The 25,907-nt window shown below is 66.4% G+C and carries 25 protein-coding genes; 15 read left to right on the forward strand and 10 right to left on the reverse strand.

The features are described 5' to 3' along the window. The first annotated feature begins 135 nt into the window (after positions 1-135). Positions 136-963, forward strand: coding sequence for a pyrroline-5-carboxylate reductase (proC, locus tag ACQR03_RS15195; RefSeq protein ID WP_315826166.1), 828 nt, complete (start codon positions 136-138; stop codon positions 961-963). Between the two features lie 19 nt (positions 964-982). On the opposite strand, the gene ACQR03_RS15200 is transcribed toward proC, so the two are convergent. Continuing rightward, complete coding sequence (locus ACQR03_RS15200; RefSeq protein ID WP_315752705.1) at positions 983-2,299, reverse strand: TAXI family TRAP transporter solute-binding subunit; 1,317 nt, start codon at positions 2,297-2,299, stop codon at positions 983-985. A gap of 310 nt (positions 2,300-2,609) precedes the next feature. Continuing rightward, complete coding sequence (locus tag ACQR03_RS15205; protein WP_316169349.1) at positions 2,610-3,848, reverse strand: MFS transporter; 1,239 nt, start codon at positions 3,846-3,848, stop codon at positions 2,610-2,612. Positions 3,849-4,018: 170 nt separating this feature from the next. Here ACQR03_RS15205 and ACQR03_RS15210 point away from each other — a divergent pair, with 170 nt between their 5' ends. The 9 genes from ACQR03_RS15210 (at position 4,019) to ACQR03_RS15250 (ending at position 13,092) form a co-directional block, all read left to right on the forward strand. Further along, positions 4,019-4,486: a hypothetical protein gene (locus tag ACQR03_RS15210; protein ID WP_316193558.1), complete on the forward strand. Its 468-nt coding sequence runs from the start codon at positions 4,019-4,021 to the stop codon at positions 4,484-4,486. Between the two features lie 69 nt (positions 4,487-4,555). Then, entirely contained in the window at positions 4,556-4,846 is a 291-nt protein-coding gene (locus ACQR03_RS15215; protein ID WP_316193557.1) for a hypothetical protein, read from the forward strand. 10 nt (positions 4,847-4,856) lie between these two features. Then, the gene (locus tag ACQR03_RS15220) at positions 4,857-6,269 is read left to right on the forward strand and encodes a TolC family protein (RefSeq protein ID WP_315752702.1); all 1,413 of its coding nucleotides are present in this window, start codon (positions 4,857-4,859) and stop codon (positions 6,267-6,269) included. 13 nt (positions 6,270-6,282) lie between these two features. Next, positions 6,283-7,617 (forward strand): multicopper oxidase family protein, encoded by a 1,335-nt coding sequence (locus ACQR03_RS15225; RefSeq protein ID WP_316169350.1) that lies wholly within the window; start codon positions 6,283-6,285, stop codon positions 7,615-7,617. A 47-nt stretch (positions 7,618-7,664) separates the two neighbouring features. Beyond that, positions 7,665-8,123, forward strand: a complete 459-nt coding sequence (locus tag ACQR03_RS15230) for a cupredoxin domain-containing protein (protein WP_315752700.1) — start codon at positions 7,665-7,667, stop codon at positions 8,121-8,123. Positions 8,124-8,218: 95 nt separating this feature from the next. Continuing rightward, complete coding sequence (locus ACQR03_RS15235) at positions 8,219-8,515, forward strand: copper-binding protein (RefSeq protein WP_315752699.1); 297 nt, start codon at positions 8,219-8,221, stop codon at positions 8,513-8,515. Positions 8,516-8,697: 182 nt separating this feature from the next. Continuing rightward, positions 8,698-8,991, forward strand: a complete 294-nt coding sequence (locus tag ACQR03_RS15240; protein ID WP_315752698.1) for a DUF1330 domain-containing protein — start codon at positions 8,698-8,700, stop codon at positions 8,989-8,991. 353 nt (positions 8,992-9,344) lie between these two features. Next, positions 9,345-11,576, forward strand: a complete 2,232-nt coding sequence (locus ACQR03_RS15245) for a tetratricopeptide repeat protein (RefSeq protein ID WP_315752697.1) — start codon at positions 9,345-9,347, stop codon at positions 11,574-11,576. A gap of 346 nt (positions 11,577-11,922) precedes the next feature. Continuing rightward, entirely contained in the window at positions 11,923-13,092 is a 1,170-nt protein-coding gene (locus tag ACQR03_RS15250; RefSeq protein ID WP_315752696.1) for a TAXI family TRAP transporter solute-binding subunit, read from the forward strand. 21 nt (positions 13,093-13,113) lie between these two features. On the opposite strand, the gene maiA is transcribed toward ACQR03_RS15250, so the two are convergent. Together maiA and ACQR03_RS15260 are read right to left on the reverse strand one after the other, a co-directional pair. After that, positions 13,114-13,785, reverse strand: a complete 672-nt coding sequence (gene maiA / locus ACQR03_RS15255; RefSeq protein WP_316191578.1) for a maleylacetoacetate isomerase — start codon at positions 13,783-13,785, stop codon at positions 13,114-13,116. Positions 13,786-13,866: 81 nt separating this feature from the next. Beyond that, positions 13,867-14,214, reverse strand: a complete 348-nt coding sequence (locus tag ACQR03_RS15260; RefSeq protein WP_315714045.1) for a MerR family transcriptional regulator — start codon at positions 14,212-14,214, stop codon at positions 13,867-13,869. An 82-nt stretch (positions 14,215-14,296) separates the two neighbouring features. Between ACQR03_RS15260 and ACQR03_RS15265 the strand changes: the two genes are divergently transcribed. Continuing rightward, positions 14,297-15,307: a zinc-dependent alcohol dehydrogenase family protein gene (locus ACQR03_RS15265; protein WP_434842318.1), complete on the forward strand. Its 1,011-nt coding sequence runs from the start codon at positions 14,297-14,299 to the stop codon at positions 15,305-15,307. Between the two features lie 222 nt (positions 15,308-15,529). Here ACQR03_RS15265 and ACQR03_RS15270 read toward each other — a convergent pair whose 3' ends face one another. Together ACQR03_RS15270 and ACQR03_RS15275 are read right to left on the reverse strand one after the other, a co-directional pair. Next, a complete protein-coding gene (locus tag ACQR03_RS15270) occupies positions 15,530-16,045 on the reverse strand; it encodes a cytochrome family protein (protein ID WP_315752692.1) in 516 nt (171 codons plus the stop codon). A gap of 33 nt (positions 16,046-16,078) precedes the next feature. Continuing rightward, positions 16,079-16,291, reverse strand: a complete 213-nt coding sequence (locus tag ACQR03_RS15275) for a hypothetical protein (protein WP_434842319.1) — start codon at positions 16,289-16,291, stop codon at positions 16,079-16,081. Positions 16,292-17,020: 729 nt separating this feature from the next. On the opposite strand from ACQR03_RS15275, the gene flhA reads away from it, so the two are divergent. Beyond that, on the forward strand, positions 17,021-19,147 hold the full coding sequence (gene flhA / locus ACQR03_RS15280; protein WP_315714040.1) for a flagellar biosynthesis protein FlhA: 2,127 nt from the start codon (positions 17,021-17,023) through the stop codon (positions 19,145-19,147). A 372-nt stretch (positions 19,148-19,519) separates the two neighbouring features. Further along, on the forward strand, positions 19,520-19,720 hold the full coding sequence (locus tag ACQR03_RS15285) for a hypothetical protein (RefSeq protein ID WP_315714039.1): 201 nt from the start codon (positions 19,520-19,522) through the stop codon (positions 19,718-19,720). A 131-nt stretch (positions 19,721-19,851) separates the two neighbouring features. On the opposite strand, the gene ACQR03_RS15290 is transcribed toward ACQR03_RS15285, so the two are convergent. The 4 genes from ACQR03_RS15290 to fliI form a co-directional block, all read right to left on the reverse strand. Further along, the gene (locus ACQR03_RS15290) at positions 19,852-20,844 is read right to left on the reverse strand and encodes an anti-sigma factor (RefSeq protein WP_434842320.1); all 993 of its coding nucleotides are present in this window, start codon (positions 20,842-20,844) and stop codon (positions 19,852-19,854) included. 51 nt (positions 20,845-20,895) lie between these two features. Next, positions 20,896-21,444, reverse strand: coding sequence for a sigma-70 family RNA polymerase sigma factor (locus ACQR03_RS15295; protein ID WP_315714037.1), 549 nt, complete (start codon positions 21,442-21,444; stop codon positions 20,896-20,898). Between the two features lie 153 nt (positions 21,445-21,597). Next, positions 21,598-22,017, reverse strand: coding sequence for a flagellar export protein FliJ (gene fliJ / locus ACQR03_RS15300; protein WP_315714036.1), 420 nt, complete (start codon positions 22,015-22,017; stop codon positions 21,598-21,600). A gap of 109 nt (positions 22,018-22,126) precedes the next feature. Continuing rightward, positions 22,127-23,449 (reverse strand): flagellar protein export ATPase FliI, encoded by a 1,323-nt coding sequence (gene fliI, locus ACQR03_RS15305; RefSeq protein ID WP_315714035.1) that lies wholly within the window; start codon positions 23,447-23,449, stop codon positions 22,127-22,129. Between the two features lie 423 nt (positions 23,450-23,872). Here fliI and ctrA point away from each other — a divergent pair, with 423 nt between their 5' ends. Continuing rightward, the gene (gene ctrA / locus ACQR03_RS15310) at positions 23,873-24,574 is read left to right on the forward strand and encodes a response regulator transcription factor CtrA (protein WP_012046382.1); all 702 of its coding nucleotides are present in this window, start codon (positions 23,873-23,875) and stop codon (positions 24,572-24,574) included. Between the two features lie 953 nt (positions 24,575-25,527). After that, positions 25,528-25,881, forward strand: coding sequence for a hypothetical protein (locus tag ACQR03_RS15315; RefSeq protein ID WP_315767794.1), 354 nt, complete (start codon positions 25,528-25,530; stop codon positions 25,879-25,881). The last annotated feature ends 26 nt before the right edge of the window (positions 25,882-25,907 follow it).

Genomic DNA, 25,907 nt, shown 5'->3' on the forward strand with positions numbered 1-25,907 from the left:
CGTCCCTGCGCACGCAGGGACCCATACCGCGTGATGTCCGTGTGGCGCGCGACGCTTGTCGCTCTGCCCCTGCTCCACTAGAACCGCCGGTGGTTATGGGTCCCTGCTTTCGCAGGGACGACAGCGGAGTGCGTCGTGACATCAGCGGACAACAACCTGCTTCATCAGCTCACCGGCACCATCGTGCTGGCCGGCGCCGGCAAGATGGGCGGGGCGATGCTGACCGGGTGGCTGGCCGGCGGCCTTGATCCCGCGCGCGTGGTCGTGATCGAGCCGATGCCGTCGGCCGAGATCACGGCGCTAAAGGCCCGAGGCGTCCGCCTCAATCCGACGGCAACTGCGCCGGCCGAGGTCGTCATCGTTGCCGTCAAGCCGCAGATGTTCCCCGACGCCGGCCCCGCCTTGAAGCCGTGGGTCGGCGACGCGACGCTGGTGCTGTCGATCATGGCGGGGACGACGATCGCCGGCCTGCAGCAAACGATCGGCGGCGCGGTCGTGCGCGCGATGCCGAATACGCCCGCCGCGATCGGCCGCGGCATCACCGTGGCCGTGCCGGCCGGCAACGTCAGCGCCGCGCAGCGGGGGCTGACGGACGCGCTGCTGCGTGCCACCGGCGCAGTGGAATGGGTCGACGAGGAGGCGCTGATGGACGCGGTGACTGCCGTGTCCGGCTCGGGGCCCGCCTATGTGTTCCTGCTCGCCGAGGAACTCGCCCGCGCCGGCGTCGCCGCCGGCCTGCCCGAGTCCCTGGCGACGAAGCTCGCGCGCCACACCGTGTCGGGCGCCGGCGAGCTGCTGCGCCAATCGGACCTGCCGTCCGCCACCCTGCGCCAGAACGTCACGTCGCCGGGCGGCACCACAGCGGCGGCGCTGTCGGTGCTGATGGGAGCCGACGGCTTCCAGCCGCTGCTGACCAAGGCGGTCGCCGCGGCCACGGCGCGTTCGAAAGAGCTCGCGAAGTAGACAACCGCGAGCTGACAGCTCAGCGCGACGGCGTCGGCGGCCCGCCATGCTGCTGGCGCCATTGCAGGAACTGGCGGAACAGAGCGCTGCGCTCAGCCGGATCGTTCGACAGCTGTCCCCCGCTCTGGCGCACGAAGCTCTCGAACTGGGTCTGGCGCACGTCGGCGACCTGCGGTCGCGGCACCATGTTGTGCGCCAGCAGCCACTCGTCCGCGGCCTTGAACCGCTTCCAGTTCGGGATCGCGGCGACGATGCTCGACTCCCGCCATTTCGGATGCCGCGGCGGCTTCATGAACTCGTCGTAGTTGGCGAAGAACGCCTCGACGAAGCGCGCCACCTTTCGGTAGCGCTCGGTATTCTCCGGCCAATTGTAGCTGACGAGCAGCATGCCGATCGCCACCGTCTCGATCGTCTCGCCGGGGTTGAGCAGGTTCGGATATTCCTCGGAGGACAATGTCGTCGGCAGATAGAGGTCCTGCAGCCGGCGGTCGTAGGGGATCGTCACCAGATGCAGGGCGCGGTTGTCGTTCCTGATGTTGCGGGCGAGCTGGAACACCTTGCCGGTGGAGACGATGTAGGCGTCGGCGTCGCCATCGATCAGCTTCTGGATCGATTTGGCGTCATCGGTCGCGTAGTCGAATGACGCTGTCAGGCCCAGCCGGTTGAAGATCACGCGCGCGGAATAGAAGCCGACATCGGTCGGCGCGATGACGCGCTTGCCGTTGAGATCGAAGATCGAGCGGATCGAGGAGCGCGCGATGACATGGATCTCGTTGTGATAGAGCCGCGCGATGTAGCGGAGTTGCGAGGTGATGTCGGGAATGCCGTATTGCAGGCGGTAGAATTCGGGCACGTCGGCGGCGACCGCGCCCATGTCGATGCTCTTCAGGAACAGAATATCCGAGACGTTGCGCACCGGTCCCTTGCCGAGCACCGGCAGCACGCGGACGTTGGTCTGATCATCGAGCACGCGCGCCATGTCCGAGCCGAACACGGAGGTGGCGCCCCCGGCCGGCGCGGTGATGATGGTGACGGTGCCGTCGTTGACGTCGGTCGGGTTGGGCAGCCGCCACACGTCCGGCCCGCTGCCGGGCGCGGGCGACAGCGACGCCGGCAGGCCGGCGGGACGTGGCGGCGCGGGGATCACGGGCGCGCCGTTCGGCCGGGCGGCCGGGGCGACGGGCACGATGATGGAGCGGGTCGCTGCCGGGCGCGGCGGCTGCGGCGGTTGTTGTTGCAGCTGCGGCCAGGCCTGCGCCGATGCCTGGCTCAGCATAAGTCCGGCTGCGAGCGCGGCGAGCGCGACTTGCGAAGCTGCCTTCGTGACGATGGACATAGCGCAACGGCCTCCTGCACCATCGCGATGCCGCCGCAGCGTTCTCGACCCGTCCGGAGCATTCACCTCGAGGCCTGCCTGCGTCAGGCATGCGACGGGCGACCGCGGCCTCGGCTGAGACCTCGCGACAACCAACCTCGCGATGCGGAGCGCGCCCGAGGCCAAATGGCCGCGATCGGCTCCGATCGAGTTCCATAGTTGCGTGACGTGATTCGATCGATTTGCGGCGGCCGCCGGGATTTTGTATGACGACGTGCATATAAGCCGGATATTGGGCTCCGGCTGTGGCTCTCGTGCAACGCCTCTTGTTTCAGGCTGCCAGCCGGTGTTGCCGTCGTGCCAGGATGAGCAGCGTCACGACGATGGCCAGGTTCAGACCATTCCACGCGACGCCGTTGGCGAAGGCCGCCGAATAGGACCCGGTGGCGTCGAAGATGACGCCCGAGACCCAGCCGCCGAACGACATGCCGAACACCGAGGCGAAGATGATGATGCCGACCCGGGTGGCGGCCTCGCGCGCCGGCATCGCCTCACGCACGATGATCGCATAGCTCGGTACGATACCGCCCTGGAACAGGCCGAACATGCCCGAGATCAGATAGAGCGACGTCAGGCCGTCGAAGAACAGATAGAACAGCAGCGCAAAACCCTGCGCCAGCGAGCCGATCAGCAAGGTCCTGACGCCGCCGATGCGATCGGCGAGAAAGCCGGAGCCGATCCGGCTGACGATGCCGAGCGCCATCATCAAGGACAGCATCTGCGCGCCGATGGCGACGCCGTAGCCGAGGTCGCCGCAATAGGCGACGATGTGCACCTGCGGCATCGCCATCGCCACGCAGCAGGCGATCGCGGCGACGCTGAGCAGCACCGTCAGCGCATTGGTGGAGATCGGCAACTCCAGTTGCGGCGGCGCCGCGCTGGCATGATTCTGCGCGCCGGCACCATCCATGCGGGCGCGCAACACCAGGAGCAGCGCGCTCATCGTCACCGCGCAGAACACACCGAGCGCGACATGGCTGGCGCGCCAGCCGATCTGCTGCACGCCCCAATTCACCAGCGGCGGCCATACCGTGCCGGCGACGTAGTTGCCGGAGGCGACGATGGTGACGGCGAGGCCGCGATAGCGCACGAACCAGTGCGACGCCTCCGCCATCAGCGGCGCGAAGGTGACGGACGAGCCGAGCCCGACCAGGAAATACACCGCCTGAAACTGCCACAGCGTCACCGAGGCGCCGGCGAGCAGATAGGCCGCGGCCGTCGTCGCGATGCTGAGCGCCATTGCGGTGACGATGCCGAAGCGGTCGGTGATCCGGCCGACGATGACGCCGCCGAGGCCGAAGCCGAACATCGTCAGCGTGTAGGCCAGCGAGACCGCGCCGCGGCTGGCGGCGAACTCGGCCTGCACGACCGGCAGGACGACGACGACGGTCCACATCCCCGCGCCGCCGATGGAACCGATGACGAGCGCAAGCGCCAGCCGCGCCCAGGCCTGGCGCGAGTCCGGAATGAAATGAGGCGCTTCCTCGAATCTTGTATTGGGTCCGTGCACGATTTCAGCAACTTCGTTGCCGCACCGCATCAGGTCAAGCCACATTGCTGCGGCAATGGGCATGCAGAAGCAGCGCAACAGGAGGGATCTGCACGATCACGGTTCGGCCCTCTTGGCGGCGCAACGCTTTATCATTAGGTTGCGCGCCGGGTTGGAGTGATTGGCCGCGCATGTCGTTTGGACTGACACGGAAGATGCTGATGGTGGCGGGACGGCTGCTCGTCCTTGCTTACCTCGTCTGCGTGGTCAGCCCCGGCGTGGCGCTCGCGCTCGGCGCGGGGGCGGCGCCCTGTCTCGACGAGACCGTCGTTGGCGCCGTGGTCTCGCCTCATGATACGGCTCGCCACGAGATGGTCATGACGGCGATGCCACAGACAATTGCGGCGCACGTCCATCATCATGATCACCCTGTCGCAGACGCCGGGATGCACGCTCCAGCTCCCGCACCGTCGCACCACGATCATGGCAAGATGCCAGGCCCGTGCTGCGCCATGATGTGCGCCGTGGGCCTGGCCGCCACGCTGCCGGCAGTCGCCCTCCCCGCCCGCCTCGCTGCCATCGGCGTCGTTGCGCGCGACGAAGGCCTGCCCAGCCGCACGCCGCCGCGCCTGTACCGTCCCCCCATCGTCCTGGCCTGAGCGAACGACCCCGGCTTCGCGCGCAAATGACGCGCGGCCGCTCGCGTTTCATCAGACCAAGGATACCTCATGTTGTCGCAATCCAGGGCGACGCCCGCTGCCGCATGTCCGGCGCGGCGCAGCCTGCCATTCTCCGTCGTCGCCGGCGCATTGACGCTGCTTGCCGCGACGAGCCTCGCCGCCTGCCAGCCGCGCACGGTCGCGTTAGCCGGGGCTGATCCGGCCGATCCGGCGGCGAACGCTGCGCCCGTGCGCATGTCGGGCGTCGTCAGGCCCTACACGCCGCTGCGCCCGGCCGCGCCGGCCGCATGGGGCCAGCGCACCGACCCCGGCGCACCGCGCCCTGAGCCGAGCCGCTAAGGAGCGCCACATGCAGGGGACCATCAGGCTCGCGGCGCTCGCCGCAGCACTTGCGCTCGCAGGCTGCGCCTCGTTCTCGCCGGACGGCGGCATGAGCGCCGTCGCGGACATCGCCGGCCACATCACCGGCAAGGAGGTCGCCTCGGTGAGAGGCGATGACGATGCTGAGCGCGTCCGCGCTGCGACGCGCCGGCTGCTCGCCCGGCCCTTGTCGGCCGATGCCGCCGTGCAGGTCGCGCTGTTCAACAACAAGGGCCTGCAGGCCGCCTACAACGCCCTCGCGCTCAGCGAGGCGGACATGGTGGAGGCCAGCCTGCCGCCCAACCCGACCTTCTCCCTGATGCGCATCAGCGGCGACGGCGCGCTGGAGGCCGAGCGTCAGGTCGCCGGCGACATCCTGGCGCTCGCCACCTTGCCGCTGCGCTCGGAGATCGCGCGCGAGCGGTTTCGCCAGGCACAATTGAAGGCCGCGCTGGCGACACTGCGGCTCGCCGCGGAAGTCCGCCGCGCGCATGTGCGCGCCGTCGCCGCCAACGAGCTGGTGGCCCTGCTCGTCGAGGCGCAATCGGCCGCGGAGGCGACCGCGAAGCTCGCCTCGAAGCTCGGCGAGACCGGCGCGCTCAACCGGCTCGATCAGGCGCGCGAGCAGGTGTTCTATGCCGAGACCACGGCCGAGCTCGCCACCGCCCGCCGTGCCGCAGGAAGCGCCCGCGAGCGGCTGATCCGTCTGATGGGCCTGTGGGGCGACGATCTGAATTTCCGCCTGCCCGATCGGTTGCCGGCGCTGCCGCGCCGCCCGCTGAGCCAGCCCTTCGTCGAGGCCGATGCCGTCGGCCATCGCATCGATCTGCAGGTCGCCCGCCTCGAGCTCACGGCGCTCGCCACCGCGCTGCAGCTCAGCGAGGCCACGCGCTTCGTCACCCTGCTCGATCTCGCCGGCCTCGACCGCAAGACCGTCGAGCCCGACGGCCGCATCATCCGTGAACGCGGCTACGACGTGCAGTTCCAGATCCCGATCTTCGACGGCGGCGAGGTCCGCGTGCGGCAGGCGGCCGAGACCTACAACATCGCCTTCAACCGCCTGACCGAGCGCGCCGTCACCGTCCGCTCCGAGGCGCGCGACGCCTATCGCAGCTACCGCGCGGCCTTCGACATCGCCGGCCATTACGCCCGCGAGGTGCTGCCGCTGCGCCGGATCATCAGCGAGGAGATGCAGCTGCGCTATTCCAGCATGCAGGTCGACATCTTCGCGCTGCTGCTCGAGGCGCGGCAGCGCCTGGCCTCGCGCCGCGCCGCGATCGACGCCGTCAGAGACTTCTTCCTCGCCGAGGCCGAGCTGTCGGCCGCCGTCAACGGCGGAGTCGCGAGCGGCGAAGACAGCGCACAGCAGACCGCGAGCGCGCTCGCGCCAAGCAACGACTGAGAGGAGAGCCAACATGTTGTCCCGCCGAACCCTGCTCGGCTCCGCGGCGCTGGCCGGCGCCTCCGCCGTCTCCGGCCGCGTCCAGGCTGCCTCCATTCCGGAGGCGCCGACCATGGACAAGGCCGTGATGCAGCCGCCGTTGCATCCCAGCGCCGGCCCGGACTATCAGCCCGTGGTCACGCTCAACGGCTGGTCGCTGCCGTTCCGCATGAACGGCGACTGGAAGGAATTCCATCTCGTCGCCGAGCCGGTCACACGCGAGTTCGCGCCCGGCATGACCACGCATCTGTGGGGCTACAACGGCCAATCGCCGGGCCCGACCATCGAGGCGGTCGAGGGCGACAAGCTCCGCATCTTCGTCACCAACAGATTGCCGGAATATACCACCGTACATTGGCATGGCGTGATCCTGCCCTGCGGCATGGACGGCGTCGGCGGCCTGACGCAGCCGCACATCAAGCCCGGCAAGACCTTCGTCTACGAGTTCGAGATGAAGCATGCCGGCACCTTCATGTATCACCCGCACGCCGACGAGATGGTGCAGATGGCGATGGGCATGATGGGCATGATCGTCGTGCATCCGCGCGACAACCTGCCGCCGCCGGTCGACCGCGACTTCGTGTTCGTGATGTCGACCTACCGCATCGAGCCCGGCAGCTATCTGCCGAAGGTCAACGAGATGACCGACTTCAACATGTGGACCTGGAATGCGCGGGTGTTTCCCGGCATCGATTCCTTGCCGGTGCGGCTCGGCGATCGCGTCCGCATCCGCATCGGCAATCTCACCATGACCAACCATCCGATCCACCTCCACGGCCACAAGTTCAAGGTGATCGGCACCGACGGCGGCTGGCTTCCCGAAACGGCGCAATTCCCGGAGACCACGACCGACGTGCCGGTCGGCGCGGTGCGCGTGCTCGACTTCACCGCCGACAACCCCGGCGACTGGGCGTTCCATTGCCACAAGTCGCATCACACGATGAATGCGATGGGCCACGACATGCGCAACCTGATCGGCGTGCCGCGCAAGGAGCTGGCCGCCGCCGTCGGCAAGCTCGCGCCCGACGGCATGGTGATGGGCAACACCGGCATGGCGATGGGCAACATGGAGATGCCGGCCCCCGACAACACGCTGCCGATGATGACCGGCAGCGGCCAGTTCGGGCCGATCGAGATGGGCGGCATGTTCACGACCGTGAAGGTGCGCGAGGGCCTCGCCCGCGACGACTACCGCGATCCCGGCCCGTATCAGTTCCCCAAGGGCACCGTGGCCTACGAGGTCGCAAGCGCGCCGGAGCCGGTGCGGCGAAGCGACGGCGCACCGACGCAGGTCCGCACCCAGCGCTGAATTCACCAAACACCGCATCAACCGACGACCACCATCAGGAGATATCCATGAAGACTGCATTCGCGATCAGCGCAATGGCGGCGGCCGCTCTGATCGTAGCACCGGCCCGTGGCCATGAGCAGCACGGATCGCGCGGCTATTCCGCCGGTGAGCCGGGTGATCCCAAACAGCCGTCACGCACCATCGAGGTGCTGCTGAGCGAGATGGAGTTCACGCCGGCGCGCATCGAGGTGAAGCGCGGCGAGCAGATCCGCTTCGTGCTGCGCAACACCGGCAAGGAGGATCACGAGTTCCTGCTCGCCACCAAGGCCGAGAACCTGAAGCACGCCGCGGTCATGAAGAAGCACCCGCATATGGAGCACGACGAGCCCAACGGCGCCCGGCTCGCGCCGAACAAGACCGCCGAGCTGCTGTGGCGGTTCACCAAGCCCGGCACGTTCGAATATTCCTGCCTGATCCCAGATCATCGCGAGTTCGGCATGACCGGCCACGTTGCCGTGAAGTGACGGATGAAGCCGTCTTGACAACGCGTAGGGCGGATCATCGCCGCGTCATTCGCCCTACGCCTCGCCATGAGTTCACCAGTAGAAGGAAACACATCATGAAGACGTTCTCTCAGCTCACGACCGCCGCCGCATTGGTTCTCGCTCTCGCGACCCCTGCCCTCGCCGCCGAGGCGATCAGCGGCGACGTCAAGAAGGTCGATGAGGCCAACGCCAAGATCACCCTCCACCACGGCCCGGCCAAGAGTCTTGGCATGGACGAGGCCATGACCATGGTCTACCGCGTCAAGGACGCTGCGCTGCTGAAAGGCCTCAAGGCCGGCGACAAGGTGAAGTTCGAGGCGGTCGAGGACGCCTCCGGCTACACGGTGACCAAGATCGAGAGGGGCAAGTAGGCGGCAGCGTTTCGAGCCGTCCCGTTCTTCACCGCTGTTCCGGGGCGCGCGCGGCGACGACGTCGCCGGACAGCGCGAGCCCGGAATGACGTGCGGATGGATCAGGCCACGAACCGGCGGCCGGATGGGTTTGCATTCCAAGTTCGGATCGTATGATCGCGGCTCCCTGCGCGGAGCATGCCATGAAAGCCTATCTCGTCCTCGACCTCGCCGTTCACGACTTCGCGGCGTTCAAGGTCTACATCGAACGGATCCCCGCCTTCATCGCGAGGCATGGCGGCCGCTACATCGTCCAGGGCGCAGTGCCCACGCCGGTCGAAGGCGGCTGGACGCCAGAGCGCATCGTGATCCTGGAATTCCCGTCGCGCCAGAACGCCACCGACTTCCTTGGTGATCCCGAGATCCAGGACCTGTTCGCGATCCGGCACCGGACCACGACGAGCCGGTTGGTGCTGGTCGACGGGTGCGCGGAGTGAGCGCTGCAATGTTGTGCCGGAAGGCTGTGCCGAGCCAAGGAGGCGCCCTATCGTCGGCGTGACGTCCGCAGCTGGCGGATCACGCGGCGCTGATCCGCCCGGCGCGAACTGCCCCGTCGCTCCCTGGGCATTCGCGGGCGCGACAAGTTCCCTCCGTCCTCCCGTTAACCATTTGCTAACCATGGCGCGGGCAAGCTTCGCCGCGTCGCGCTGCGCGTGGCCGGCGACCGGACGACCACAGGACATCCTGGGCTTTGCTGCCGCCGGGCATGGCGGCGGCCCGGTTGCCGGCCGCAGCGCGCCGCTGCGGCGTCCGACGCCATGCCGTCCTGTCTGTCCGGAGACCCAAGTCCTTGAGCACCGTCGGTTCGCGCGCCTTCCAGAAGGCGCGGCAGGAAAAGAAGCAGAAGAAGCTCGTCGAGACGCAGCTGACGACGGCGTACAAAGCCTTCCAGGCCGGACGCCAGGCGGAGACGCAGTCGCTGTGCGCGAAGCTGCTGCAGGAGGTCCCGGGCTGCTTCGATGCCATGCATCTGCTCGGCGTGTCGCTGGTGTCATCGGCGCGCTTCGCCGAGGCCACCGCCTTCCTGACGCAGGCCGTCGCGATGGAGCCGAATTCCGCCGACGCGCAGTCCAATCTCGGCTGGGCGCTGATCAATTGCGAGCGCTACGAGGAGGCGCGCGCCGCGCTGGAGCGATCGCTGGCGCTGCGCCCGAATGCGCCGATCACCTTGCGCAACCTCGCGATCGCGCTGCTGCGGCTCGGACAGGGCGAGGCCTCGCTCGCGGCCGCGACCCGCGCCCTCGAGCTCAAGCCGGACGACGTCGATGCCTGGTGCAATCGCAGCGTCGCCGAGCTGATGCTGCGGCGGTGGGACGCCGCTGCCGCCAGCGCCGAGCGCGCGCTGGCCTTCAACCCGAACCATTTCGAGGCCACGGTCAACAAGGGCCTCGCCCATCTCGAGCTGCACCATTTCGAGCTGGCGGAAGCGACCTTCAATGCGGCGCTGGCGGCACGCCCGGCCCACGCCGAGCTGCGGGCGCATCGCGGCCGGCTCTACATGATCTCCGGACGCACGGCGGACGCCGAAGCCGATTTCGACGCCGCCGTGACGCTCGATCCCAATCTGCAACTGGGATGGCAGGGCAAGGCGCAGATCTGCATCCTCAACGGCAACGTCGCGCAGGCGATGGCCGCCTGCAAGCGCGTGCTCGACACCAATCCGAAGGCGCAGGTCGCGCTCACTTTGCTCGGCGCCTGTCGCGGCCGGCTCGGCGACGTCGCAGGCGCCATCGCCCAGTTCGACCAGGCGCTCGCGGTGCAGCCGGACTATGACGAGGCGATCACCAAGAAGATCTTCTATCTCGACTTCCTGCCCGGCGCCGACTTCGCGGTCCAGCAGGCGGCGCGGCAATATTGGTGGATGGCGGTCGGCTCCAAATTCCCGCGCCGCAAACTTGCGCCGCGTTCGCTCGATCCCGACCGGCGCATCGTCGTCGGCTACGTCTCGGCCGACTTCCGCATGCATTCGGCGGCCTTCGCCTTCCTGCCCGTGCTGCGCGGCCACGACAAGACGCAGGTCCAGGTCAACTGCTACTCGACCTCGCCGCGGCACGATTCCTACACCGCGACGTTCCAGTCGATCGCCGACGTCTGGGTCGAGGCCTCGAGCCTGTCCGACGACGAGCTCGCCGACCGCATCCAGGCCGACGGCGTCGACATCCTGGTCGATCTCTCCGGCTACACCACGGGCACGCGCATGCCGGTGTTCGCGCGCAAGCCGGCGCCGATCCAGGTCACGGCCTGGGGCAGCGGCACCGGCACGGGCCTTGCCACCATGGACTACTTCTTCGCCGATCCGGTCACGGTGCCCGAGAGCGTCCGGCCGCTGTTCGCCGAGCACGTCCACGACCTGCCCTCGGTGATCACGATCGATCCGGTGCTCGACGTTCCGCCGTCGCCGCTGCCGATGCTGACGAACGGCCACGTCACCTTCGGCGTCTACAACCGCATCGACAAGATCTCCGACGCGGCGATCGCGCTGTGGGCGCGGCTGCTCGCCGAGATCCCCGATGCGAAGCTCGTCGTCAAGCATCTCGCGCTGAACGATCCCGCGGTGCGCGACGGGCTGCTCGCCCGCTTCGTCGCACACGGCGTGCCCGAGGCGCGCATCCTCTGCCTCGGCGCCAGCGAGCGCGTCGAGCATCTCAAGTCCTACGAGCGCATCGACATCTCGCTCGACCCGTTCCCGCAGAACGGCGGCATCTCGACGTTCGAATCGCTCTACATGGGCGTGCCGGTCGTCGCCAAGCTCGGCGCCGGCGCGGCCTCGCGCGCCGCCGGCGGCATCCTGACCGCGGCCGGCCTCGCCGACTGGGTCGCAGGCGATGATGACGGCTACATCCGGATCGCCAAGAGCTTTGCCGCGCGGCCCGAGCTGCTGGCGAAGCTGCGGCCCGAACTACCCGGCCTGGTCGCGCGCTCGGCGGCTGGCGACGTCGCCAACTACACGCGCTGCGTCGAAGCCGGCTATCGGCAGTTCTGGCGGGACTATTGCGCCAAGGGAAGCAAGGCCGGCGCCTGATCGCGCCGTGCCAAGGCCTCGATCTCGCAGCAGCCCTCGACGACCGATCGCACGAACATCCGGCTTCGACCACCCCCTGCAACCGCAAGCTGCATCGATTTCCGCTATCCCATTTTGGCCGCGTGCAATCTCGCGCGACTCTCGGACTGATACCACGGCGTTTCTCCGTCCAGACCAAGGCGCAATCAAGCCCATGGCTTTTTGGTGGCGAGGATGCGCCTCGCAGCAGCTCCGGTTGCGCCCAACCGGCGAGTAGTAGACCTCATTCCTCAACCAAGGAGATAATGCGCGAAAATCGGCCGCGCCTCACGATCGCCGTGTGGCCGGCAACGGAGGAATTTGGGGCATGCGGGTGGCGTTGTTGAGTTGCGTCGTTGCGGCGGGATTGAGTCTGGCGGCACCGTTGCTGCCGGCCATGGCACAGACGGCGCGGACCGGAAGGCCGGCGGCGGCAACGGCCGCTGCGGCCGGCGAAGGCGGCAAGCTGCAGGAGTCCAACGAATGGACGGTCGGCGTCGCCGGCGGCCTGCTCGAAGGCACCAACATCCGTTTTGCCGCCGAGATGGCCAAGGTGCTCGACGACCGCCCGAACCTGCGCGTGCTGCCGATGGTGACCTACGGCGCGCTCGGCAACATCGAGGACCTGCTGTATCTGCGCGGCGTCGACGTCACCATCACCTCGGCGGACGTGCTCGACGAGTTCGTCCGCAACGGCACGCTCGCCAACATCAAGAACCGGATCCGCTACATCTGCTCGTTCTACATCAACGAGATGCATGTCTACGTCCGCCCGGAGATCAGGACGCTGGAGGATCTCGCCGGCAAGAAGGTCTCCTTCAACACCGTGGGCAGCGCCGCCAACCTCACCGGCGGCATCGTGTTCGACCGGCTCAAGATCGGCGCGGAAAAGGTGTTCATCAACAATTCGGTGGCGCTGGAGAAGATGCGCAGTGGCGAGATCGCCGGCGTCGTCCACGTCACGGGCAAGCCGACCGACCTGTTCGCCAAGTTCAAGCCCGAGCCGGGCTTCCACTTCCTGCCGATTCCGTTTGCGCGCAGCCTGCAGGACTACTACGTGCCGACCAAGCTGACCTCGCAGGACTACCCCAATCTGCTCAAGCCCGGCGAGAGCGTCGAGACCATCGGCGTGCCGCAGGTGCTGGCGGTCTACAACTGGCCGCCGGAGACCGAGCGCTACCGCCGCGTCGCGCGCTTCGTCGACTATCTGTTCAAGCGGTTCGACCAGTTCAAGCAGCCGCCGTTCCATCCGAAATGGAACGAGATCAACCTCGCCTCCTCGCTGCCCGGCTGGACCCGCTTCCGCGCCGCGGAGGAGCTGCTGGCCAGCACGCGCCCGCCGCAGGCCGACGGCGCCGCCGTCAAGCAGCAGTTCGACGAGTGGATGAGCACGCGGGCGCCGACCGGCGGCCGGCGGATGAGCGAGGACGAGACCAGGGTCCTGTTCGAGCAGTTCCGCGACTGGATGAAGCGCGACGGCGGCCAGCCGGCGCGATAGCGCCGATGGTCGTGGCGTCGACTACGACACCGCCGGCTTGCGGCGCAGCGCCGCCGGCGAGTCGGGTTGCGCCAGCGGATGGGCGGACGCGAACGCCGGCAGCGCCATCGCGGCCTCGACGACGCGCTGCACCGTCGGCGTCGCGGCGAGGTCGAGGCCTTTATTGCGCGCGAAGACGGCGTGGCCGGCGAGGCAGATGTCGGCCATCGTCGGCGCATCGCCATGGCAGAACCGGCCGGTCGCGACATGGCCTGCAAGCTGGGCCTCGATCGCGACCAGCATCTCCGACGCCCAGTGCCTGAGCCAGGCCGCGCGCGCCGCGTCGTCCACGTGCAGCACCTCGGTGAGATAGCGCTGCACCCGCGGCGTCGTCAGCGGATGCGCATCGCAGGCGATCATTGCCGCCAGCGCCCTCACCCGCGCGCGCCCCTTGGCATCGGCAGGCAGCAGCGCCGCGCCCGGACAGGCTTCGTCGAGATATTCGAGGATCGCCAGCGACTGCGTCAGCACGGTGCCGTCGTCGAGCACCAGCGCTGGCAGCGCCATCTGCGGGTTGAGCGCGGCATAGGCCTCGTCGCGATGCTGCTGCCGGTCGACATCGACCGCGACCTGCTGATAGGCGATGCCCTTGAGGTTGAGCGCGATGCGCACGCGAAAGCTCGCCAGCGACTGCCAGAACGAATAGAGCTTCATGCGGGTCCCCCTGGGCGGGCGAGTGAATGTCGACGTCTTCGATCGATCCGTCGCCCACGGTCGACATTCGATATCCGGCGATCAGTTCACGCTCGAGATGAAGCCTGCGAGAATCGTCCGGCTCTGGCTGAGTGCCTCGATGCGTTGATCGATGAGGCCGACCTGCTGCGCCAGTATTCTTCGCAAATTGTCGCAAGGCCTGAAATCTGGACGGTTGTTGCGCACGCAGGGGAGCAACTGCTTGATCGTCTCGAGCGTCATGCCGGCTGAGCCGAGCAGTTTGATCCGGCGCACGGCTTCCTCGTCCGCCGGCCCGTAGTCGCGGTAACCGGACGAGGTTCGGTGCGGCGCAAGCAAGCCTTCGTCCTCGTAGTAACGCAGCATCCGGATGCTGACTCCCGTCCTCCGGGAAAGTTCGCCGATCTTCACTGAAAACCTCTTGACCCTGACAGCGCTGTCAGACCTTACAGATCGTGCTCATCCAAGTGGAGTCCCTTGTGAAGGAGCGACGATGAAAGCCTATCATTTGAATGGCCATGCGGGCGCGGGTCGCCTGGTGCGCACCGACGTCATCAAACCCGAACCCGCCCCTGGCGAGGTCCGCATTCAGGTCGAGGCGGCAAGTCTCAACTATCGCGACCTCCTGATCCTCGACCGAGCGGGTGAAGGCGGTTTCGACCGCCGCGTCCCGCTCTCCGACGGCGCAGGCATCGTTGATGCCGTAGGCTCCGATGTCGTTCAATGGCGCCCGGGCGACCGTGTGGCCGCATCGTTCTTTCGCGATTGGATTTCCGGGCCGTTCAAGGCGAGCTATGTTCCGTCAGCCCTCGGCGGCAGCACGATGGATGGCATGCTGGCGGAGTACGTGGTGCTGCCGGCGACGGCGCTGGTCCCCGTGCCGGCGCACCTCACGTCGATCGAAGCCGCGACCCTGCCCTGTGCCGGCGTGACGGCCTGGCACGGCCTCATCACCCGTGGCGGAATGGGCAAGGCCGACACGCTGCTGGTCCAGGGAACCGGCGGCGTCGCGCTGTTCGGCCTTCAGTTCGCGGCCGCGCTGGGCGCGCGCGCGATCGTCATCTCGTCCTCGGATGAGAAGCTCGCCCGCGCCCAGGCGCTCGGCGCCTCGATCCTGATCAACTACCGCGACACGCCCGATTGGGATGTCGCCGTGATGAAAGCGACGGATGGCGAAGGCGCCACGCATGTCCTCGAGCTCGGCGGCCCCGGCACCTACGACCGATCGCTGCGGTCGGTCGCTTCGGGTGGCAAGATCGTCCAGATCGGTGTCTTGACGGGGTTCGGCCCCAAGCCCGACCTCGCCCGCCTGCAGTGGGAGAATGCCGACATCATCGGCGTCACCGTGGGTTCGGTCGAACATTTCACGGCGATGAATCGATTCCTGTCCGAACACGCGATCCATCCGATCGTCGATCGGGTCTACGACTTTGACGACGCTCCCGAAGCGTTCGCCCGTCTCCGGTCCGGCTCGCATTTCGGCAAGATCGTTGTGAAGCTGTAGGCGAGAGGATGTGAGCACTTCGCCGATCTGCGACGCCGGAAAGCGCATCCCCCCGGAGTTGGCACCTGCCAACAAAGACCGGCCGGAAGTCTCTCCGGGTTGGAATCAACCCACGCAACAAACCGAGGGGTCGATCACGCCTCGCTGATCCGCACGCGTGGCCCCGGCCGGCAGCAGCGGCGGACGGCGCGCGACCGATCGTGCCTCACCGTCCGCCTGCTGTCACTCCGCACCGGCCGTGAAGTCCTGGTCGGCAACGCTGGCGGTCTGCGGCACCTTGATGACCACGGCGGCGCGATTGAGCGCCTGGTGGCAGGAATTGCAGGCGGCGGTGAGGTCGGCATAGGAGCGCTCGAAGCGGCCGATGTCCTTCTGCTTGATGGCCTGCGCCAGTTCGTCGAACGGCTGCTGCGTCACGGCCGTCGTCATGTCGGCAAACGAATTGCCCTCGACCAGTGGCTGCGCCCGGCTGACGCGGTTGAACGCGCCCTTGAGATTGCCGAGCTCATAGGCGCTGAACGCCCAGTTGCCGCTATGGCCGGCGATCCAGAGCCTGAGATGGCGCGGCTGGATGGTCGCGATCATCAGGTCGCTGACGGTCGGCAGGTAGGCTGGCGCCGGGGTCGGTGTCGGCGTCTCCGCCCTGGGCGCGGCGACCGCGATGAGCGATGCAAGCCCGGCCAGGCCAGCAGCCGTCGCTGTCAGCCGCAGACCATGGGGGAGCTTCTGTCGACGCATTTTCGGTTCTCCTGCATTCAATTTAGAAGCCTTCTAAAGAGCAGCATCCCTCGCCGCCAATCGCAAACGCTGATCGCAGCGATCAGAAAAACTTGATGCCGCGCGCCGCGCGACACGCACGATATCGACACATTGCTCGGCGCCACGCGCGCAGCCGGACGACGCGCAAGCGCCGAGCCCCGGGTCAGCAGAAAACCTGAATTTTGATTTGACGAAATATTCTTGTTTCATTTTTTCAGAAATCATGTATATGATCTCCCATCCTGCTTCCGCCGGAGGGGCGTGTCGCGACCGTCACGAGACGTGGGAGGTGGGATGCGATGGGCGCAGGGAATCGCAGCGTGGCTTGTGGCCGCGCGGACGAACGGTTCGTTGCGCACGGCGAAGTCGTGCGGTCCTGACACCCCGATGCTGGTGTCAAGTTGGCGGCGGTGCTCGCGCATCACGCCGAAGATGGTGGCCAACAAGCCCGGTGCACCAGGGAGACCACGTATAAGCCGTTCCAACCGTCGCGCAGGGAAGGCCGGGTGATTCGGCCAGACCTGTGGTGACTGCCGCCTGCTTTTTTTGCTGCAGGCGGGCCACGGGCGCGGCCAGCGCCCGGCCTTCCCTGCGCCCTCCATCCGATCGAGGGCGGACCTGACGCACAACTCGGGCGCGCGGCGCCGCGAGACCGTGGGCGCACGCCAACCAAGCCGATGCAGGAGACCGACCGATGCAGACCAGCGCCTGGCTCGCCAAGTGCGCCCGCTCTCCTGCCCCCGCAACCCTTTGTTAACCGCCATTAACCGAACGCTAACCAACCACCGGGCAAAAATTGCCGGGTGGAATGTGCGTGTCGTGGTTGGGTGCAGTTGACGGAGGAGACCTTCCGTGGACGCCGGCGCGGTACCTCAGTTTCGGAACGGCGGCCCTGCGGCCGTCGCGCAGTCGTTTGGGGCCGGCACACGCGGCCCGCGGGAAGGGGCGAAAGCCATGGTCGACGTCACGGCGGGTCAGGGGGTCGGATCTCCGGCCGGCGGGTTCTCATTCGCTGACCTCAAGACAGCAGTCCTGCGCGGCGACATCGCGCTGGCGCTCGGCATCCTCACCATCCTGGTGGTGCTGATCCTGCCGCTGCCCTCGCTGGTGCTCGATCTGTTCCTGGCGATCTCGATCACCCTGTCGATCCTGATCCTGATGACCGCCTTGTTCATCCAGGCGCCGCTGGAATTCTCGTCCTTTCCGACCATCCTCCTGATCTCCACGATGCTGCGGCTGTCGCTCAACCTGGCCTCGACCCGGCTGATCCTGTCGCGTGGCCACGAGGGCACCGATGCCGCCGGCCACGTCATCGAGGCGTTCGGCAACTTCGTGATGAGCGGCAATTTCGTCATCGGCATCATCGTGTTCGCGATCCTGGTGACGGTGAACTTCGTCGTCATCACCAAGGGTTCGGGCCGCATCGCCGAGGTCGCGGCGCGCTTCCATCTGGACTCCATGCCCGGCAAGCAGATGGCGATCGACGCCGACCTCTCCGCCGGCCTGATCGACGAGAAGGTCGCCAAGATCAGGCGCAAGGAGCTGGAGGACGAAAGCGGCTTCTTCGGCGCCATGGACGGTGCCTCCAAATTCGTCCGCGGCGACGCGGTCGCCGGCCTCCTCGTCGTCTTCATCAACATCATCGGCGGCATCATCATCGGCGTCGCCCAGCAGGGTCTCGGCTTTGCCGAGGCCGCCCGCACCTACACCACGCTGACCGTCGGCGACGGTCTCGTCACCCAGGTGCCGGCGCTGATCGTCTCGACCGCCGCGGGCCTCCTGGTCTCCAAGGCCGGCGTCAGCGGTGCCGCCGACAAAGCGCTGATCAAGCAGTTCTCGGGCTATCCGCAGGCGCTCGGCATGTCGGCCGCCGTGATGCTGGTGCTGGCGCTGCTGCCGGGCATCCCGACCCTTCCGTTCCTGGCGCTCGGCGGCGGCGCCGCCGCGCTCGCCCTCAAGGCGCGCAAGCAGAAGGAGGTCGCGAAGGCCGAGGAGGTCGCCGCGGCTGCAGCGCCGGCGGCGGCTGCCACCGCCGCGGCCGCCGAGGAGCCGATCTCGGCCGCGCTCAAGATCGACGACCTCAAGATCGAGCTCGGCTATGCGCTGCTGCCGCTCGTGAATGCGCCCGACGGCACCGACCGCCTGACCGACCAGATCAAGGCGTTGCGCCGGTCGCTGGCGATCGAGATGGGTTTCGTGATGCCGTCGGTGCGCATCCTCGACAACGTCCAGCTCGAGGCCAACACCTACATCATCAAGATCAAGGAGGTCGACGCCGGCTCCGGCAAGATCTGGCCGAGCCAGTTCATGGTCATGGACCCCGGCGGCAACCAGGTCGCGGTGCCCGGCATCCACACGACGGAGCCGACCTTCGGCCTGCCCGCCACCTGGGTCGACGCCGGTCTGAAGGAAGAGGCGACGCTCAAGGGCTACACGGTCGTCGACGCGGCGACCGTGCTGTCGACGCACCTGACCGAGCTGCTCAAGGCCAATATGAGCGACCTGCTGTCCTACGGCGAGGTGCAGAAGCTCCTGAAGGAGCTGCCGAAGGAGCAGAGCGAGCTGGTCAAGGACATCGTGCCGACGCAGATCACGATTTCCGGCATCCAGCGCGTGCTGCAACTGCTGTTGTCGGAGCGCATCTCGATCCGCGACCTCTCGACCATCCTCGAAGGCATCGCCGACGCGCTCGCGTTCTCGCGCAACCCGGCCACGATCGTCGAGCACGTGCGCGCCCGCCTCGCCCGCCAGATCTGCGCCCAGAACACCTCGCCGATGGGCTACCTGCCGCTGATCGCGCTGTCGGCCAGGTGGGAGCAGGCGTTTGCGGAATCGCTGATCGGCCAGGGCGAGGAGCGCAGCCTCGCGATGCAGCCGTCGAAGCTGTCGGAGTTCATGACCGCGACGCGCGATGCCTTCGAGCGCGCCGCACGCGAAGGCGAATCGCCGGTGCTGGTGACGTCGGCGGCGATCCGGCCGTTCGTCCGCTCGCTGGTCGAGCGCTTCCGGGCCCAGACCACGGTGCTGTCGCAGGCCGAGATCCATCCGCGAGCGCGGCTGAAGACGGTGGGGAGCGTGTGAGGGCTGACGTTGCGGAACCGCAGAATTCCGGGCGCGTTTGATCGGCGGGGCCGGCGCGAGGCGTCGGCTTTTGCCGTTTTTACCGGCGGACCACCCCTTGCTTTACCGCCACAGGCAAACGAATTCTTAATTTTGCGTTAGGTGGCTGAAATTTCATCCGCATACCGAACAACAAATCAAATTATTGATATAACTATAGAAATTCATATTTCATCGACTTTCGATCGCGAGACATCACGCCTTATCACACACTTGTGATGTGGCCTACGAAACAGAATTGAGGTTTCCTACGTTAGTTCACGCGAGACGATGAACCGGAAAGCCCCCGGCTCACACGAATCAGCGAAGGACGGAAGACGGCAGGAGGCTTCCATGAACCACTCGATTTACAGCGCGGATCGTACGACCCACCTCAAGATCGTGGTGGTTGCGCTCGTGGCTGGCATCGCAGTGGCCGGCCTCGGCATCTCCGCCCGACTGAATGCAGAGCCGAACTACGCGCAGACGGCAAAGGTCCTCAAGGCCGGCAAGCCGGTCGTGGTGACGAGCTCGGAGATGTCGGTAGTTCGCTGACAGGAATTCCCGGAATTCACGCGGTTCTCACAGCCCCCCAACTGGCCGCGTGGATATGTAGTAGACCCAACCCCAAGTCGACTACTGAAAACGCCCGCTCCCCACGGGCGTTTTCTCTTTTGGGCGTTGAATCACCGCGCCGACGGCACCGTCTCGATCAGCTTGCCGGTGAAAACGATCGGCCCGGTCGCCTGCCCGGTCGGCGACCCGCCCTCCGGCTCGACCGTGACGGCGTAGGTCGCGCGACTGACCGTGTCGGCGTCGTAGGACGAGAGAACGGGACGGCTGGTGAAGTCGCTGCCGCCGATCACGCCGAGCGAGCGCGGCTTCTGCAGCTTGTCGGAGACGAGCCACAACTCGAAGCTCTTGCCCGGCTCCGGCGCGGCGCCGACCCGGCGCACGGTGTAGCTCTTGCTGGCGGCATCGACGGTCAGGATGAAGGCCGGCGACGCCGCGTCCTTCTGCAGGAGGGCAACGAACTGGGCGGAGGGTTGCGCGGCCGGCACCTTGACCTCGACGGTCTGGATCCGCGGCTTCGGCTGCAATGGCCGCGGCAGGAGGTCGGGGCGGTAAACCTGGACACCGACCAGCGCGAGCAGCACGGCCGCGAGCGCGGTCATGATGTTGGCGACCGCGCGCAACTGCCGGACCTTGGACGAGAGCTGAACGACATTGGTGTCGTCGTTCGCGATCTCGCGAGCCGCGAAAGTGCTGCGTGTCGGCGTGATGACCGGCGCCGCGACCTCAGGCTCTGGTTCGCTGACGGGAGACGCATGGATCGGCGCGGCTTCCGCTTCGACGGGCGGGACCTCGGGAGGCGCGGGCTCGGGCTGAGCGGCAACGACCGGAGCCTCGACGATCGTCACCTGTCCAGCCGGCGCGCTCTCCGCGGTCGCGCGCAACCGCGCAATCTCGGCCTTGATGCGCTCCCACAGTTCGGGACGCGGCTCGACCAGCCCGACCATCTGATTGAGCGGACCGAGGCGAAATTCCCACGCCTGGACCAGCGCGACAAAATCCTTGTCGACCGCCATCATGGTCTCGACCTGCGCCCGTTCGGCGGCGTCGAGCGTCCCGAGCGCATATTCCGCCGCCAGCGCGATATGGTCTTCGCTATACGCCATCACAGGTCCAGGTCACGTCCTACAAGGTCTCTCGCCGGTCCGAACAGCACCTCATCCGAGACCGAGGCATTGGCGGATGTCCATCATGCTCCGCCTCAGCCAGGTCTTCACCGTGTTCACCGGCGCCTCGAACTTGGTCGCCAATTGCTCGCGGCTCCAGCCGTTGTAGTAGGCAAGCAGCACGAGCTTCTGGCGGTCGGGCTCGAGCTGGCCGACGCATTCCAAAAGACGCTTGAGCTCCTCCGACATCTCGCGGCGCGCCAGCGGATCCGGCGTCTCGGCCGCAACCTCCAGCGCGGAGGGCTCATCCTCCAAAGACAGCTCACCGCGCTTGCGCACCAGATCGATGGCGCGGTTGCGGGCGATGGCGGCCATCCAGGTGATCGGGGAAGAAACGGCCGGGTTGAACTGTGCGGCGTTGTTCCAGACCTTCACATAGGTCTCCTGGACGACCTCCTCGGCGAGGTCCTGTCGGTGCAAGATACGGAGCACGACGCCATAGAGTTTCGCGCGCGTCGCCGCGTAGAGGCGCTCGAAGGCAGCCTCGTCCCCTTTGGCAACAGCGGCAAGCAACCAGACCAGCTCTGCCGGCGTCAGCATTCAGCGTCCCCGAAAATCGCCCCACTCCCTCGTTCGAGCCTACGTCCTCCCGTAGCACAAGTCCTGGGCAACTCTCCACCGGGGTGGGCACGACGAAAAACCCGGACCTCGCGGCCCGGGTTTTCGAAAGCGACAGCCGTGACGGCGACAGGCTCAGGCGATGACGCCGAGCCGGGCGCGCATCAGGCCGATAGAGTCCATGTCGGCCTGCTCGCGGGCGCTCTCCTCGGCCTTCTCGCGGGCCTGGTCACGCTCGTCGAGCAGCTCGACCTTCTTCATTTCCTCGAACGCCTCGGACAACGCGGCCTTGGCGTCCTCGAGCTGGGTGCGCAGCTCGTCGGCCGAGCGCGTCAGGTTTTCCCGGCGCTGGATCGCGGCCTTGGCGTAGGTCGGATAGGCAAAATGGGTCGGGTCGTTGATGCCGGCCCGCTCCTGCTCGGTCTGGATCTCCCGCTCGAGCTCGGCCGACATGCGCTGGAAGTCAGCGATCATGCCCTCGATCTGCGTCACCCGGCGGCGTTTCTCATCCACCTGAAATTTCTTCAGACGGATCAGCGTTTCGCGCGACTTCATCGACTCATACTCCCCAGAAGTCCCGTGTACGGCGCGGGACAGGGCCGGCCGCCCTTGCTGGGCTCGCCGACTAGGCTCATTACATGGAGGGGATGATTACCCGACAAAGTTAGCTTTCCGTTTCCAAGCGCCCCAGGATCTGTTCCAGCTCCCGATACCCGTTCTGCAGCGTCGAGACCTCGTCCTTGCGCTGGCGCAGGAACGCCTCCAGCGGCTCGTGCAGCCGGATCGCCTCGTCGACCTCCGGACTGGAACCGGCGCGATAGGCACCGAGCCGGATCAGTTCCTCCATGTCGGCATAGGTCGCCATCACCTGGCGCGCGCGCATGATCGTCGGCAAGAATACGGGGTCGGCCGATTTCGGCATCGTGCGCGATACCGATTTCAGGACGTTGATCGCCGGATAGCGGCCGCGTTCGGCGATCGAACGCTGCATCACCACGTGGCCGTCGAGAATGCCGCGCACCGCATCCGCCACCGGCTCGTTGTGATCGTCGCCATCGACCAGCACCGTGAAGATCCCGGTGATGGTGCCCTCGCCGCTGCCCGGCCCCGCCCGCTCGAGCAGCTTCGGCAGCTCGGTGAACACCGTCGGCGTGTAGCCCTTCGCGGTCGGTGGTTCGCCGGCCGACAGCCCGATCTCGCGCTGCGCCATCGCAAAGCGCGTGACCGAGTCCATCAGACAAAGGACATCCTTGCCCTCGTCGCGAAAATATTCCGAGATCGCGAGCGTCAGATACGCCGCCTGTCTTCGCATCAGCGCCGGCTCGTCGGACGTCGCGACCACGACGACCGAGCGCGCGAGGCCCTCCTCGCCGAGATCGTCCTGCAGGAACTCCTGCACCTCACGGCCGCGCTCGCCGATCAGCCCGATCACCGACACCGCCGCGTCGACGTTGCGCGCCAGCATCGACAGCAGCACCGATTTGCCGACGCCGGAACCGGCGAAGATGCCGAGTCGCTGGCCGCGGCAACAGGTGAGAAAGGTGTTCAATGCGCGGACGCCGAGATCGAGCGGCGAGCCGACGCGCCGGCGCGAATGCGCTGGCGGCGGATTGTTCCGATAAGGAACCGGTGAGGCGCCCTGCGGCAGCGGCCCCTTGCCGTCGATCGGCTCGCCCATCGCATTGATGACTCGGCCGAGCCAGGCCGGCGACGGCCGCACCTGATTGGCGGCATTGGCGATCACGGCGCGGCAGCCGCGGCGCACGCCCTCCAGCCCGGCGAACGGCATCACCACGGCATTCTTGCCGGAGAAACCGATCACTTCGGCAGGGATGTAATTGTTGCCGGTCTCGATCACGATGCGCGCGCCGACCGACATCGCATGAATCGGCCCGGCGATCTCCACCATGAGTCCCTTCACGCCGACGACACGCCCATAGGTGTTCACGGCGTCGATGTCGCTGATCTGCTCGGCCAGAGCCTTCATTGCCAAAGCGCCTTCATTACGAGAGAGCTGTCATTGGGCCAGAGCCTTCATTGCGAAAACCTTAAGTAGGGGCAGATTCGCGTCGTCGGCTTAACTCTGTGTTTACTCGCATCATTAATCATTACGTCATGGTCTGGAGTGACTGACGTGCTTCGCTTTGCCGCCCTCAAAAAGCGGTGAGATCCGAGAGTCGGTTAGGTCCATCTCTTAACATGGAGCTTGAACGAGAGCGGCTAAGAAAAACTGCTTCATCGCAACACCTTACGGCGATTCGATAAAAATTGCACGGATAGAGCTTGCGGAGGGGAATCAGGATTTGTTAACCATCTCTCGTCAGGATCCGAATCAGTTGTTCAAAGGCGTTTTGAGTGCCGCAGATGGCGGCCGACCTGACGCCCGGAGCGGCGACTATGGGGAACTGGCATGCGCGTTTTGCTGATTGAGGATGACAGCGCCGTCGCGCAGTCGATCGAACTGATGTTGAAGTCCGAAAGCTTCAATGTCTACACGACTGACCTGGGCGAAGAAGGCGTCGACCTCGGCAAGTTGTACGACTACGACATCATCCTTCTCGACCTCAATCTGCCCGACATGTCCGGTTACGACGTGCTGAAGCAGCTGCGTGTCTCGAAGATCAAGACGCCGATCCTCATCCTGTCCGGCCTCGCCGGCATCGAGGACAAGGTCAAGGGTCTCGGCTTCGGCGCCGACGACTACATGACCAAGCCGTTCCACAAGGACGAGCTGATCGCCCGCATCCACGCGATCGTCCGCCGTTCCAAGGGCCACGCCCAGTCGGTCATCCAGACCGGCGACCTCGTCGTCAACCTCGACACCAAGACGGTCGAAGTCGGCGGCCAGCGCGTGCATCTGACCGGCAAGGAATACCAGATGCTGGAGCTGCTCTCGCTGCGCAAAGGCACCACCCTGACCAAGGAGATGTTCCTCAACCATCTCTACGGCGGCATGGACGAGCCCGAGCTGAAGATCATCGACGTCTTCATCTGCAAGCTGCGCAAGAAGCTCGCCAACGCCTCCGAAGGCCGCAACTTCATCGAGACCGTCTGGGGCCGCGGCTACGTGCTGCGCGAGCCGCACGACATGGACGAGCGCATCCCCGCCTGAGCTTTCACTGGGTCCACCGGCGAGCCTCACGGCTTGCTCCTCCCAGACTGGGCCCCGCCGCGAATGGCGGGGTTTTTGTTTGTGGGCTGGGTCGATCGAGGCGAAGAACGTCGCGCACAGGCTGCGGCTTCGCGAACATTGCGCTCCCTTCTCCGGCGGTTGCGGCGCATCGCCTGTCCCGGCAGGGCAAGCCTGGCAGTCGGGCGCGATCTGCTGCCCCCCATCTCCGTCATTGCGAGGAGCGAAGCGACGAAGCAATCCAGAGTCCCACCCTGGCCCCTGGATTGCTTCGCTGCGCTCGCAATGACGCCCGGGGGCGACGTTCAACCCGAGAAGCACGCACGACATCTACGGATGCACCTTATGCGACCCTGCGGACAAACCCTCGCGATCTCGCGGCGCCCAGCGCCCGAGCTATGTGCCATTCTCACCGCCCTCTCCTAACCGAGGGCGCAGGGAAGGCCGGGCGCTGGCCGCGCCCGTGGCCCGCCTGCAGAAAAGAAAGCAGGCGGCAGTCACCACAGGTCTGGCCGAAACACCCGGCCCTCCCTGCGCGATGGCTTTACGATTTATACGCGATCTCCCTGGGGACCGGCTGTCTTGCCCCCATCACCCGCAGGCAGCTCATCAGCAACGCCTACAGGCTCGACCTCAGCACCGGGAGGCCAGGACCACGCGACTTCACCGTGCGCCCGGGATCGTTCGTCGGCACGGCGAACCATGCTGCGATCCCAAGCGCCCATCGCATCCCACACCCGACGTCCGTGACGACCGCGAAGCGTCCCCTCGTTGGGGCGGGACGCGCGGAGTAAAGCACATTTTTCGTAAAAACAAAATAGAATTTCGATAAACAGAAATCATATTTCTTCCAGCCGTTCGAACGGCCACCGTCAAGGCTTGCGTTCCCGATCGAGACTCTGTCGAACGCTCCTGTTTCGGATCGACGATCTGCCATGTGCGGCTTCGCGCAAGTCACCTGCGATGCCCATGCGGCGCAGAGATCGGTCCCAATTCTGATCACCACGCTCGGCGGGGTGGTGTCGACCAGTTGCCGGAACGTGCTGAGCGGCGATCGGCTTCTGGTCGACATGACGACCGGCGTTTCGCAAGTCGAAGTCGATAGCGGTACGGTGAAGGCATCGGTCAAACCCGTCGTCAGAGGCATGTTGCGGAGCGACATCGGCTCCGCCGGGCACCGCACCAGAGCCGAAGAAATGATGCCAAAAGTTGTGCGGACCGTGACGTCGCACCCGCCTTATTACCTTGAGTTGCATCAAAGACGGTCAACAATTTCCGTGGCAGGCTAGCATTGACGGCGTATCCGTCATCAATG

This window comes from Bradyrhizobium sp. HKCCYLS3070 (assembly GCF_051167575.1).
GTDB lineage: Bacteria > Pseudomonadota > Alphaproteobacteria > Rhizobiales > Xanthobacteraceae > Bradyrhizobium.

Coding starts and splice junctions, on each gene's coding strand:
- maiA (WP_316191578.1), bottom strand. CDS start 13,785: ATGAAGCTCTATTCGTTCTGGCAGTCGCTGGCGAGCTTTCGCGTGCGC.
- ACQR03_RS15270 (WP_315752692.1), bottom strand. CDS start 16,045: ATGCGTCGACAGAAGCTCCCCCATGGTCTGCGGCTGACAGCGACGGCT.
- ACQR03_RS15200 (WP_315752705.1), bottom strand. CDS start 2,299: ATGTCCATCGTCACGAAGGCAGCTTCGCAAGTCGCGCTCGCCGCGCTC.
- ACQR03_RS15215 (WP_316193557.1), top strand. CDS start 4,556: ATGTTGTCGCAATCCAGGGCGACGCCCGCTGCCGCATGTCCGGCGCGG.
- fliJ (WP_315714036.1), bottom strand. CDS start 22,017: ATGAAGTCGCGCGAAACGCTGATCCGTCTGAAGAAATTTCAGGTGGAT.
- ACQR03_RS15230 (WP_315752700.1), top strand. CDS start 7,665: ATGAAGACTGCATTCGCGATCAGCGCAATGGCGGCGGCCGCTCTGATC.
- ACQR03_RS15225 (WP_316169350.1), top strand. CDS start 6,283: ATGTTGTCCCGCCGAACCCTGCTCGGCTCCGCGGCGCTGGCCGGCGCC.
- ACQR03_RS15210 (WP_316193558.1), top strand. CDS start 4,019: ATGTCGTTTGGACTGACACGGAAGATGCTGATGGTGGCGGGACGGCTG.
- ACQR03_RS15295 (WP_315714037.1), bottom strand. CDS start 21,444: ATGCTGACGCCGGCAGAGCTGGTCTGGTTGCTTGCCGCTGTTGCCAAA.
- ACQR03_RS15250 (WP_315752696.1), top strand. CDS start 11,923: ATGCGGGTGGCGTTGTTGAGTTGCGTCGTTGCGGCGGGATTGAGTCTG.
- ACQR03_RS15315 (WP_315767794.1), top strand. CDS start 25,528: ATGTGCGGCTTCGCGCAAGTCACCTGCGATGCCCATGCGGCGCAGAGA.
- fliI (WP_315714035.1), bottom strand. CDS start 23,449: ATGAAGGCTCTGGCCGAGCAGATCAGCGACATCGACGCCGTGAACACC.
- ACQR03_RS15240 (WP_315752698.1), top strand. CDS start 8,698: ATGAAAGCCTATCTCGTCCTCGACCTCGCCGTTCACGACTTCGCGGCG.
- ACQR03_RS15285 (WP_315714039.1), top strand. CDS start 19,520: ATGAACCACTCGATTTACAGCGCGGATCGTACGACCCACCTCAAGATC.
- ctrA (WP_012046382.1), top strand. CDS start 23,873: ATGCGCGTTTTGCTGATTGAGGATGACAGCGCCGTCGCGCAGTCGATC.
- ACQR03_RS15265 (WP_434842318.1), top strand. CDS start 14,297: ATGAAAGCCTATCATTTGAATGGCCATGCGGGCGCGGGTCGCCTGGTG.
- ACQR03_RS15220 (WP_315752702.1), top strand. CDS start 4,857: ATGCAGGGGACCATCAGGCTCGCGGCGCTCGCCGCAGCACTTGCGCTC.
- flhA (WP_315714040.1), top strand. CDS start 17,021: ATGGTCGACGTCACGGCGGGTCAGGGGGTCGGATCTCCGGCCGGCGGG.
- ACQR03_RS15290 (WP_434842320.1), bottom strand. CDS start 20,844: ATGGCGTATAGCGAAGACCATATCGCGCTGGCGGCGGAATATGCGCTC.
- ACQR03_RS15235 (WP_315752699.1), top strand. CDS start 8,219: ATGAAGACGTTCTCTCAGCTCACGACCGCCGCCGCATTGGTTCTCGCT.
- ACQR03_RS15275 (WP_434842319.1), bottom strand. CDS start 16,291: ATGATTTCTGAAAAAATGAAACAAGAATATTTCGTCAAATCAAAATTC.